General features: G+C 50.5%; 11 protein-coding genes. All 11 read left to right on the forward strand.

Translation table 11 applies throughout. From position 1 onward, the window contains the following. Positions 1-177 precede the first annotated feature (177 nt). The 11 genes from NW211_RS11145 (at position 178) to NW211_RS11195 (ending at position 12189) form a co-directional block, all read left to right on the forward strand. A complete protein-coding gene (locus NW211_RS11145) occupies positions 178-624 on the forward strand; it encodes a DUF1896 domain-containing protein (RefSeq protein WP_235352768.1) in 447 nt (148 codons plus the stop codon). Next, positions 614-6514, forward strand: a complete 5901-nt coding sequence (locus tag NW211_RS11150; RefSeq protein WP_235352767.1) for a helicase-related protein — start codon at positions 614-616, stop codon at positions 6512-6514. Before NW211_RS11145 ends, NW211_RS11150 begins: the two co-directional genes overlap by 11 nt. A 302-nt stretch (positions 6515-6816) precedes the next feature. Continuing rightward, on the forward strand, positions 6817-7278 hold the full coding sequence (locus NW211_RS11155) for a LytTR family DNA-binding domain-containing protein (RefSeq protein WP_235303599.1): 462 nt from the start codon (positions 6817-6819) through the stop codon (positions 7276-7278). A gap of 135 nt (positions 7279-7413) precedes the next feature. Then, on the forward strand, positions 7414-8259 hold the full coding sequence (locus tag NW211_RS11160; protein WP_235303303.1) for a DUF2589 domain-containing protein: 846 nt from the start codon (positions 7414-7416) through the stop codon (positions 8257-8259). 33 nt (positions 8260-8292) lie between these two features. Further along, a complete protein-coding gene (locus NW211_RS11165) occupies positions 8293-9078 on the forward strand; it encodes a hypothetical protein (protein ID WP_235352766.1) in 786 nt (261 codons plus the stop codon). 31 nt (positions 9079-9109) lie between these two features. Further along, on the forward strand, positions 9110-9748 hold the full coding sequence (locus NW211_RS11170) for a DUF2589 domain-containing protein (RefSeq protein ID WP_235352765.1): 639 nt from the start codon (positions 9110-9112) through the stop codon (positions 9746-9748). Continuing rightward, a complete protein-coding gene (locus NW211_RS11175) occupies positions 9735-9968 on the forward strand; it encodes a hypothetical protein (RefSeq protein ID WP_235352764.1) in 234 nt (77 codons plus the stop codon). Before NW211_RS11170 ends, NW211_RS11175 begins: the two co-directional genes overlap by 14 nt. Before the next feature lie 9 nt (positions 9969-9977). Next, positions 9978-10505, forward strand: coding sequence for a hypothetical protein (locus NW211_RS11180; RefSeq protein ID WP_235352763.1), 528 nt, complete (start codon positions 9978-9980; stop codon positions 10503-10505). A gap of 12 nt (positions 10506-10517) precedes the next feature. Next, entirely contained in the window at positions 10518-10853 is a 336-nt protein-coding gene (locus NW211_RS11185; RefSeq protein WP_177897435.1) for a hypothetical protein, read from the forward strand. A 132-nt stretch (positions 10854-10985) separates the two neighbouring features. Beyond that, positions 10986-11750: an N-acetylmuramidase family protein gene (locus NW211_RS11190; protein WP_258327900.1), complete on the forward strand. Its 765-nt coding sequence runs from the start codon at positions 10986-10988 to the stop codon at positions 11748-11750. Positions 11751-11775: 25 nt separating this feature from the next. Then, positions 11776-12189: a hypothetical protein gene (locus tag NW211_RS11195; protein ID WP_258327901.1), complete on the forward strand. Its 414-nt coding sequence runs from the start codon at positions 11776-11778 to the stop codon at positions 12187-12189. The last annotated feature ends 19 nt before the right edge of the window (positions 12190-12208 follow it).

Here is a 12208-nt window from a genome sequence, read left to right on the forward strand (position 1 = left end):
ATTATTTCGTATTTCATCCGGATTGGACTACCTTTGCCACTGATTCAAGGTTCATAAATCATCATACTGATCAAGACTTTGGATTTAGTGGTGGCACTCGGAGGGATACCGGGTGCCTTTTTCTTCCCCTTCCCCGTATATCCGGACATTTGTCAAATCACTAAATCCATTGTAAAAATGAACAAGAAGAATCTTGAACAGACCGAACTTTCCTATTACGGTCTGTATCTGCTGAACTATCTCAAGGAAAACAAGTTTGAACAGGCTTCCGATGCCGCCTTCGTGAAGGCGCGTGCCGATGAAGCCGCAGAAGCCTATGAGCGTGCAAGGCTTGAGGGGTACACTCCCGACGGTGCGCAGGAGATTGCCATGTCCGCACTCGTCCACGGCCTGCACTATTCCCGATACGCCATCCTGCGTGAAGTCGTGGAAAGCGAGTTTCATGAAGAGATTCCGGAAGACGCGCGTGAGGGCTTCGTAGAGAAACTGCTGCCGCTTGTGGGCAACATATTCTCCATTTACGACCTGTCAGACGACCAGTTCGCCCTGTCGTCCGACTATGACCTGCTCTATACGGAGCTGACGGGAGCCGTCGTCCTTTACCTGAGGGAGTATGGCATTTAACCGCAAGCAGAAACTGCGCGACAACATCGAGGCGATACGGACGGCATTCACACTGGAGAAGGAACAGCGCACGCCCACCGCGCGTGAACGTGTGCTGCTGGAAAGGTATTGCGGCTTCGGGGGACTGAAGTGCATACTGAATCCCGCCAGAGAACTGACGGATGCCGTCCATTGGGCGAAATCTGACCTCGACCTGTTTGCCCCGACCATCGAACTGCACCGGCTGATCCGTGAGAACAGCCGGGATGAAAGGGAATACAAAAGTTATGTGGACTCGCTGAAATCATCGGTACTGACGGCATTCTACACGCCGGCGGAGGTTACGGGTGCAATAACGGAAGCCCTGTATGACCGCAAGGTGCGTCCCGACCGCGTACTGGAACCGTCCGCCGGTATGGGTGCTTTTGTGGATGCGGTGCTGCAATACCAGCCGCAGGCGGATGTGATGGCTTTCGAGAAGGACCTGCTGACGGGCAAGCTGCTGGGCTGTCTTTACCCGGAACAGAAAATCCGCACGATGGGTTTCGAGAAAATCGAAAAGCCGTTTCTGAACCATTTTGACCTTGCCATCTCCAATATCCCTTTCGGGGATTTCGGAGTGTTCGATGCGGAGTTCAGCCGCAGCGCATCCTTTGGCAGACGTTCGGCACAGAAAGCCATCCATGACTATTTCTTCCTGAAAGGTCTGGATGCGGTGCGTGACGGCGGCATCGTGGCGTTCATCACCTCGCAGGGGGTATTGAACAGCTCGAAGGTATCCGTCAGGAACGAGATGTTCAGCAAGGCGAATCTGGTATCGGCAATCCGACTGCCCAACAACCTGTTTACCGACAATGCAGGCACGGAAGCCGGCAGCGACCTGATCATCCTGCAAAAAGACCTGCAAAAGAAAGAACTGACACAGGAAGAGAGGGTACTGACCATCATACAGACGGAACATAACGGCGGACTGACGGAGAACGCCTATTTTGCCTACCACACGGAACGTATCGTACATACCGATGCGAAGAGGGGTACCGACCCGTACGGAAAGCCCGCCATGATATATACGCACAGCGGAGGTGTGGAAGGTATCGCGACAGACCTGGGCAGGATGCTTGCGGAGGACTTGCGCAAACGTCTGAACATGGAACTTTATCATGGACGCAGGACAGCAGCGGAACAGACCGTACAATCCGCCATGAGCATCTCCATGCCGGAAACTGAAACAGTGAAGGCGGAAAGGTCAGTTCCCGAACCTGACCCCGTCCGGCAGCAACCGGAGAACAGGGATGCAGCGACAGAAGAAAAGGCACAACCGGTTACGGAAAGACAGGAGACCGGGACGCATGAGCCGGAACAGGCTCCAACCGTGCAGCTGACACTCTTTGACCTGTGGGAATATACGGAAGAGGAACGCAATCAGGCCCTTTCGGGCAAAAAGAAAAAGTCCGCAGCCAAGTCAAAGGAAAAGAACGGCAAGAAGCAGGCACAGGTTACGCCGAAGGTTACGGATAAACCGGCGGCTGCATCTGCCGTTTCCCCGCAAACGGAGACTGAAGACGAAAAGGCGGAAGATGTGAAAGATGTGAAAGCGGAAGATGTGGAAGCCAAAGAAACGGCAGTCCAAGCCCATCCGGACGACATATATGCGGATATAGACTGGGAGGAAAACCCGCCCATCAACGGTTTTTACGAAACCATGATGCACCTTACCCCCGAAGTGCGTATCCAGCTCAGGCATGAGGCGGAGAAACACAGACAGGAACTGCTTGCGAAGTCCGGCATGAAAGACACCCTCGACCCGGCGTTTGTGCCATCGTCGGATTCCCGGCCGGTGCAGCAGGCTGACATGACACACGGGTCAGAACAGGCACCGGAAGATGAAAGCCCATTGCCGGAAGGCATGACCGCTACGGCTGAGAATCCGTCCGTACAATCCGGACAGACGGGAACAACTTCCGCTTCGCTGTTCCCGGAATATGATACGGAAACTGCCAAGGAGGAAACTGCCGACCTGACACCGCACCCGTACAGCGGGACGGTGGAAGCCTATCACCGTGACGGCTCAATGGTGGCGGAAGGGACCACCGTCGGGTATCTGAGGGGCATCACCCCCTATGGAGCCACCTTCCACCCGCTTGACCTGAAAGGCTACCAGAAGGAAAAGGCCCTGCTGTATATATCCATCCGTGACGCCTATGAACGCCTGTACCGGAATGAGGCGGAAAACCGGACGGAGGACAACCGTCAGCGTGAATACCTGAACGTGTCCTATGACGAGTTCGTGATGCGTTACGGCAACCTGAACGCCAGACAGAATGCAAAACTTCTGATGATGGATGCCTCCGGGCGTGACGTCCTTGCACTGGAACGTGCCGAAGAGGGGAAATTCGTGAAGGCGGACATTTTCGAGCGTCCCGTTTCCTTTTCGGTGGAAACATACGTCAATGCCGGGTCGCCCGAAGAAGCCCTGTCCGCCTCGCTCAACAGATATGGCGGCATAGACCTCGACTTCATGCGTGCCATAACCGACAGTACGGAAGAGGAACTGCTCGGAGCCCTGCAGGGACGTATCTATTACAACCCGCTGGTTTCAGGCTATGAGATAAAGGACCGATTCATTGCTGGAAACGTGATAGAGAAGGCGGAGCTTGTGGAAGAATGGATAAACGACCATCCCGGACATGAGCGGCTTGCGGATGCGGAGCAGTCTCTTGAAGCCCTGAAAGCCGCCACGCCGCAGCGTATCGGTTTTGAGGAACTGGACTTCAATTTCGGCGAGCGATGGATTCCGACAGGCATCTATGCCGCCTACATGAGCCATCTGTTTGACACGGAAGTGAAAATCTCCTATTCGCCGAGCCTTGACGAGTTTTCGGTGGCATGTGCCTACAAGAACATGAAAATATGGGAGGAGTTCTGTGTAAAGGGCTATTACCGGAACTATGACGGCATGAGTCTGCTGAAACACGCTCTGCACAACACCTGCCCCGACATGATGAAGAAGGTCGGCGAGGACGAGAACGGAAACGACATCAAGGCACGCGACAGCGAGGGCATCCAACTCGCCAACGCAAAGATTGACGAAATCCGCAACGGCTTTACTGAGTGGCTGGAGGAACAGTCGCCACAGTTCAAGGAGCGTCTGACAACCATGTATAACCGGAAGTTCAACTGCTTCGTTCGACCGAAATATGACGGCTCGCACCAGACATTTCCCGACCTGAACATGAAGGGGCTGGAAAGCCGGGGTGTGAAAAGCATCTACCCATCGCAGAAGGATTGTGTCTGGATGCTGAAACAGAACGGAGGCGGGATCTGCGACCATGAGGTTGGAACCGGCAAGACGCTGATAATGTGCATCGCAGCACATGAAATGAAACGTCTCCGGCTTGCCCACAAACCGATGATTATCGGGCTGAAGGCGAATGTCTCCGAAATTGCGGCGACCTATCAGACAGCCTATCCGAACGCACGTATCCTGTATGCCTCGGAAAAGGACTTTTCAGCCGCTAACCGCGTTCGGTTCTTCAACAACATCAAGAACAATGACTATGACTGCATCATCATGTCGCACGACCAGTTCGGAAAAATCCCGCAGTCGCCGGAACTGCAACAACGCATCCTGCAGGCAGAGCTGGATACGGTGGAGGAAAATCTGGAAGTGCTGCGCTCGCAGGGCAAGGACGTGTCGCGTGCGATGCTGAGAGGACTGGAGAAACGCAAGTTCAACCTGCAAGCCAAGCTGGACAAGGTAGAACACGCGATAAAGTCGAGGACGGACGATGTGGTGGACTTCAGGCAGATGGGCATCGACCATATTTTCATAGACGAGTCGCACCAGTTCAAGAACCTGACGTTCAACACAAGGCATGACCGTGTGGCAGGTCTGGGCAACTCGGAAGGAAGCCAGAAGGCACTGAATCTGCTGTTTGCCATCCGCACCATCCAGGAGCGGACGGGAAAGGATCTGGGGGCGACGTTCCTGTCGGGCACGACCATCAGCAACTCGCTGACGGAGCTGTACCTGCTTTTCAAGTACCTGCGTCCGAAGGAGCTGGAAAGACAGGACATCCGATGCTTTGACGCATGGGCGGCAATTTTCGCCAAAAAAACGACGGATTTTGAGTTCAATGTGACGAACAACATCGTGCAGAAGGAACGCTTCCGCTACTTCATCAAGGTGCCGGAGCTGGCGGCGTTCTACAACGAGATAACGGACTACCGCACAGCGGAGGATGTGGGCGTGGACCGTCCGCACAAGAACGAGATACTGCACAACATACCTCCCACGCCCGACCAGGAATATTTCATCAAACAGCTGATGGAATTTGCCAAGACGGGCGATGCCACACTGCTCGGCAGATTGCCGTTGTCGGAAACGGAGGAAAAGGCGAAGATGCTCATCGCCACGGACTACGCAAGGAAGATGGCACTGGACATGCGCATGATAGACCCGGAATATGAAGACCACCCGGACAACAAAGCGAGCCACTGCGCAAGGATGATAGCGGAGTACTACCGCAGGTATGAAGCACAGAAAGGAACGCAGTTCGTGTTTTCGGATCTGGGAACCTACCAGACGGGAGAAGGCTGGAACGTGTACAGCGAAATCAAGCGCAAATTAGTGGAGGACCACGGCATACCGGCACAGGAAATCCGGTTCATACAGGAGTGCAAGACGGAAAAGGCACGCAAGGCGGTGATTGCCGCTATGAATGAAGGTTCGGTGCGTGTACTGTTCGGCTCGACGAGTATGCTGGGTACGGGTGTGAACGCACAGAAACGATGTGTGGCCATCCATCATCTTGACACACCGTGGCGCCCGTCCGACCTTGCACAGCGTGACGGGCGTGGCGTGCGTGCGGGAAACGAGATCGCCAAGCATTTTGCCGGCAACAATGTGGATGTCATCATCTATGCGGTGGAAAAGTCGCTGGACTCGTACAAGTTCAACCTGCTGCACTGCAAGCAGACGTTCATCAGTCAGCTGAAGAGCGGTGCAATGGGCGCAAGAACCATAGACGAGGGAGCGATGGACGAGAAATCCGGCATGAATTTTTCGGAATACATGGCGATACTGTCGGGGAACACCGACCTGCTGGACAAGGCGAAGCTGGAGAAGAAGATAGCCTCGCTGGAGGGTGAACGCAAATCGTTCAACAAGGGCAGACGCGAAACCGAACGGAAACTTGAATCCAAAACCGCCACATTGTCCGACTCGATAGAGAAAGCCAGGGGTATGACGGAAGACTGGGAAAAGTTTACGGCAGCGGTACAGACCGACATGGACGGCAACCGCCTGAATCCGATACAGGTGGACGGGCTGGAACAGACGGATGAAAAATCCATCGGCAAACGCCTGCAGGAGATAGCGAAGAACGCCACGACCGGCGGACAGTACAAGCGTGTAGGCGAACTGTACGGCTTCCCCATCAAGGTGGTCAGCGAAAGGACGCTCAAAGAAGGTCTGGAGTTTATCGACAACCGCTTTGTCATAGAAGGCAATTACAAGTACACCTACAACAACGGGCATCTGGCAATGGCTGACACACATGCCGCCGCCACGAACTTCCTGAACGCACTGGAAAGGATACCGGGCATCATCGACCAGTACAAGGAAAAGATCGCCACGCTGGAGCGTGAAATCCCGCAGTTGCAGGAGATAGCCGGGAAGACATGGAAGAAAGAGGACGAGCTGAAACAGCTTAAATCAGAACTCGCCGCACTGGACCGCAAGATACAGCTGGAGCTGGCTCCACCCGGCGAGAATGTCCCCGACGGAGAAAAGCCGTCCTTGCCGGAAGGAACCGGGACAAAACCGATACCTCTGGAGCCGCAGCTGCAATCTGGCTATGTCATGAGTGATTTGCAAAAGGAAAGCAAACCGAAAGGTTTGAAACTGTAATTAAAAGACGGTTGTCATAAGGCAGCCGTCTTTTATTATGAGATTATTTGTTGCAATTGTAAAGAAATACATTCTTAAATGAATGAAAATTTCTTTCTTACCATGTCTGTGTGATTTTGAAGTTCAAAAAATGGATGAAATCGCATCAAAATGTTTTGTAAAACGTGGTAACGGACCTAAATCTTATTTGTCTAATATTAAAGGTAGCAATGCCGTTTACAAAGAATTTAAGTCGTTCATAAAACGGTTTTCTTCCATAATGAGAAAGGTAGTTATTTACCCCAATTATAAATGCTTAAGATATGGAAGAGAAACTATCTTTGGTGATAACCTTGCCTGAAAGTCTGGCAGGATTGCCTATACGATTTGAAGTTAATTCGGGTTGTAGAAATATCGCATTGAACTTAGAATCATCAACCCCTATTAAGAAAAAGTATCTGCTGATATGGAACCAGACAGATTATTTGAAAGTGGATGACGAAGATATTCTATGGATTAAGGCTGACGGAAGTTACAGTTGCATCCATTTTAGGGATGGAAACAAAATGATGGTTTCAATCAATCTGGCCAATATCATGAAAGACCTCCCTCAGAAAAAGTTTATGAGGATACATCGTTCATATATTGTAAATGTCAGAAATGTTGAAAGTATCGCTGGAAACTGTGTAAGAATGAACGGCCAATATATTCCGATAGGTCGCGAATACCGCAAAGATTTCTTTGAGCATTTCTCTTTTATCGGTGTCAGAAAGAATCCGTTGTAATGTTGTTCATAAAGGATTCCGGCAGTTCGTAAAACAAATTTGCCCCACTTATATGTCTCCCGTAAATTTACCATCGTAAACCTACAGGTTACATTAAAACAATTTATTATTAACAATTAAAAAAAGGAGGTCATTATGGCAATTGACACCACCCCTTCGCAAGTAGCAACCAGTGCACTACAAGCGATTCCCTTCGGTTCCATTATCGGAGGTCCGTTGAAAGCTGCAATCGAAGCACAGGCTATGGCAGCCCAGACATCATGGCAGTTTATTCAGGAAGTAGGTCTGACGGTTAATCCGCAGACAAATCAGAAAGAAGCCGTGAACGTATCGTTCCAGTTCATGCAGGACGGACGCATGGTACAGCTGAATGTTCCGTTGCTGACCATTGTACCTATCCCGTACATTGCAATCCAGAACGTGGACATCAACTTCAAGGCCAACATTTCTGCATCATCTTCTTCGGTTCAGGAGAACACATCTTCTGAGGCGATAGATGCCGGGGCAAACATCAAAGCCAAAGCCGGCTGGGGACCTTTCAGCGTGGAAGCAGACATGAAAGCCAACTATTCATCCAAAAAGGACTCAAAGGCTACACAGGATTCACGTTACAGTGTGGAATACACAATGGACGTGGCGGTGAAGGCCGGACAGGACAGTATGCCGGCAGGTCTGGCAAAAGTGCTTGAACTGTTGGGCAGCGCGATGGATGTCAGCAATCCAAAAGGTACACTTGAAGTCAATGCTCGCAAGTTGACTCTTGACCCGAACGGCAATGCGACTTTGATTGTCACTTACAAGAACTGCAACGGTCTGTTCGAATCTGAAAAAGTCAAAGTAACAGATGGAAACGGAAATCCTTGCAACGCTACTGAAACCAATGCAGAGAGCGCAGTCTTTGAATTGAAGGCTATCGGTGATTACACTGTTGAAGTTACTGACAATGCCGACAAAAAGCTGAATGTGAAAGTAGAACAGTAATTCAGATCATTAAAACCTAAAAAAAAGAATCTTATGGCTCAATTAAGTACAATTATCAGTTCAATCCTCCGCGATATGGTATCGGCACAACATGAGGCAAATATGTATGCCGCATCGCTGGAAGAGATTTACAGACGGGACGGACGTCTGGAAAGGTTCCATCTGCCCGCCATCGCGCTCGGTGAACTCGAACTGGGCATCCAATATGGAGTAAAGGACGACTCCGCCCAAAAGGAACAGTTTGAAATCAATTATCCGGCATTGCGGAAACTCTCGAAAGAGATCAGTTTGCAGCTCGCCAATACTGTTTTGGCCAGTGTGCTGAAAACACTTCAGGAGGAAATGCCCACGAACAGCGCCGAAGGGGAGGACAACCCCGTACTCATGCTGAACAGCGCTCCGGACATGAAACGTGATTTTTGTGCCTATCTGAGTCGTAAGATTCTTAAATCATTCCGTGAGTCGTTCCTCACACTTATCAACGATGACGGTACTGCCAACCGGGGACAAATCATGAAATGCGTGATTTCAACCTGCGAGGAAGAAGTTCTCAACAACAAGGATTTCAATTTCCATTTTGACCAGACAGGCGGCACTTTGCTCCGCGAAAAGGTAAGGCAGGAGATCCGCCAGTCGGTTAAGACGGTGCTTGACGAGTCCCTGAAGGATCTGGACTTGAAACGCAAGAAGCTCGTTCCCTCCCTTGATGTAACGGTTAATTCGGAAGAAATAGCGAAACTTCCGGACGAATGTGTCCACACACTCCATCTGAAACTTGATCCTCGCGACATCAGGCTATATCAGGATGAGAACAAATAAATTCAATCGTACAACATAAAACCCCATAATCATGGCAAGTGAGAATAACCAAAAGAACATCAGCAGCCAAGTGATGGAACTTAAAGACCTTATTTCCGGCCCGTTGGTTGCTACAATAGACGCGGATACCATTTCCGCCAGAAGGTATCTGAGCTACCTGATAGAACTGGCATTTGAAGAATACGACAAGGAAACGGGCAAGGGCGGCAAGTTACGGACACTTGATTTCACATTCACGAGCCAGGATGTGAATGGCACCCATCTGCAAAGAATCAGCATTCCGCTGCTGACCCTTGTCCCGCTTCCTCTGTTGCAGGTAAAAGAAGCGGATTTCGATTTCGACATACAGGTCGTTGATGCGGTCAGCGCGGACAAGGACGCCACATTTTCATTTAAGAAAGGTGAACCCCAATCGGAAGATAACAGTAACGACGGTGTCAAGCTGCGTGTGTCTATGGCTCCAAGCAGTGCCAGCGGCAGCGTCAAGACAACAACCCAGCAGTCCCTGACTGCCAACATGAAGATAAAAGTCAAGATGCAACAGGCCGACATGCCTGGCGGTGTGGCAAACCTGCTTCATCTGACCACCAACAACCTTCAGATAGAAAATATAGACGAACCGTCTTCGCAGGATGAAAACAAGGAGGAACAAAGAAATGGCAGACAATAATCAACATGAACAACGGGTTCCGGGTTTTGCCTGCCCGCAGTGCGGCAGATTCATTACCACGAGTATAACGGAGCTGCTTTCGGCTACCTATCTGCAATGTCCTTTTTGCCATTTGCAACTGCATATTGACCGCCGGCAGTCTTCCAATGCCCTGAAAGCCCTTGCCAAAGTGGAGGCGGCACGTCTGAATGTGGAAAAAAAGAGCAAGTTCAACAGATAAAAAACGGTCATGGAAGAAAAAGGAACATGGAAACGGGTCAAGTCCACCATACACCGATGGTATGTTGCGTTCTTGCGTTCACTGGGACTACGGAAAAAGGCATCCGATGAGAACGGACATACCGATAATCCGCCGGATTCTCCCGACGCGCCTCCGGTTCCGGTGCCGGATGTTCCGCCCTCTTCTCCTGAAGAACACCCCGAAAACGGCATTTCCGCGGACATCATCTGCAAACGTCTGGAACATTTAAGCAAGAAACGGCTTTTTTCCGTACGGAAGAACGGCAACCGTGCGGAATGGAAGGTACGCCCGGCGAACTTTGTGGACGCCTATCTTTTCCTGCTCGGCATACCTCGTGTAGAAGTGTCGTGGTTGACAACCCGGCGTATAGGGGACAAGACCGTAATCAGTGTCTCGTTTCAAGACGGAGGAAAAATTGAACTGATCAACAAAAAAATACTCTCGGAGAAAAAGCTTTTCCTTCGTCTGACGAAAGGGAAAGAGTGTTTGTTAACCATATATTTTATCAACTCTTAAAAAATGTAATTTATGAATCCATTTGAAAAATGTCTGGACGGACAGTCCGAAATGCTGGTGGCTTGTGCAACCATGCTGGAAAAGTATGTGTCAAAGTATCCGCAGACAAAAGGTAATGTAAAGTTCAACGATGAAGACATGAAGCTGTGGAAAGAGAAGTTCTACCCGTCATTGGTGGAAAGCGGTCCGCAACTTCCCGACAACCTGTTTTTCGACCCTTCGGGAAAGAACAAGGACATCGGTATCGGTAAGGACGGCGAGTTCAGCGCAACTGAACTGTTCCAGTTCCTTTACCGGGTATATAAAGCCCTGTATGAGGTTACAGCTATGAACAAAGGATTGATATAATGCCGTTTCATATCGTCCTGAGGAGCGTGCGGAAAAAGCATTGAGGGGCTCGCCGCTCCTTTTCATTTTAACAACATAACCATTAAAAAAAAGATTATGCAAACAATCAGATTAAATTCCACCGGTCCTGACGTGGAACTGCTCCAGCAGCTTCTCTGCAAATGGGGATATACGGTGAACGGCACGGGCGTATTTGACGCGGAAACGGATGCAGCCGTCCGCAAGTTCCAGCGTGACGGAAGACTGGATGCCGACGGTATAGTAGGCAAACGTACATGGGATTTGCTTCAGAACGAGGATGCCCGTGCCCTTTCTTCCTATCGTATCAATGATGCCGATTATGAGAGGGCTGCCGGTCTGCTCGGCGTGGAAGTGGCGGCGGTCAAGGCGGTTCTGGAAGTGGAAACGGGCAACAAGGGCGGTTTCCTTGCTCCCGGGCATCCGACCATACTTTTTGAAGGCCATATATTCTGGAGCCAGCTGAAGGAAAGAGGCATCGACCCGGAGAAATACCAGAAAGGCAACGAGGACATACTTTATCCGAAGTGGGACAAAAGCCACTATAAGGGCGGCATGAAGGAATATGACCGTCTGGAGAAAGCCCGTGCCATCCATCATGAGGCTGCCGATTCTTCCGCAAGCTGGGGACTGGCACAGATCATGGGATTCAATTACAAGGCCTGCGGCTGCAAGAATGTAAGCGAGTTTGTGAATGAAATGACGGAAAACGAGGGCAAGCAGCTGGATTTGTTCGTCCGTTTCCTGCAAGGAAACAAATGGGACAAGTATCTCCGCACGCTTGACTGGAAAGAGTTTGCCCGTCATTACAACGGTCCGTCGTATGCCCAGAACCAATATGACACGAAACTGGAAAATGCGTACAAGAAGTATAAATAATCCGGTATGTTACGCGGTCCTGCGTATGTTTATCCTGATGTCGCTTGCCTTTTCAGCAGGCGGCATCAGGTCATTTGCGTCTGAGAAAGGGGATGCAGACAGCATCCTTGCCGTCCTTTTCCCGGACGGCAAGGCCATCGGTCAGCCCTATACACGCAACCATACGGACATCAGGATGGTGCGTGTGTTCAGCGAGGATGAAGCCTACGGCATTTTCAGGCGGCTGTGCGGAAAAAAGTATATTTTTCCGGTGGATGACGGCAGGCATCACTATCATGCGTGCCTGCTTGTGAAGCCCTATACCGGTTATCTGCTTTACAGCTTTCATGTGAAGCCGGGCACTTATGAGGTCGGTGTCATCTATGTGCGTTCGCCCGAACTGCGTAAACTCGGGATAAAGGAGCTTCATTTAGTAAAAGCGATAAAAATGAAAAAATAATCCATCGTTCTTTGACATA

This window comes from Barnesiella sp. ET7 (genome assembly GCF_024733785.1).
Taxonomy (GTDB): domain Bacteria; phylum Bacteroidota; class Bacteroidia; order Bacteroidales; family Barnesiellaceae; genus Barnesiella; species Barnesiella merdigallinarum.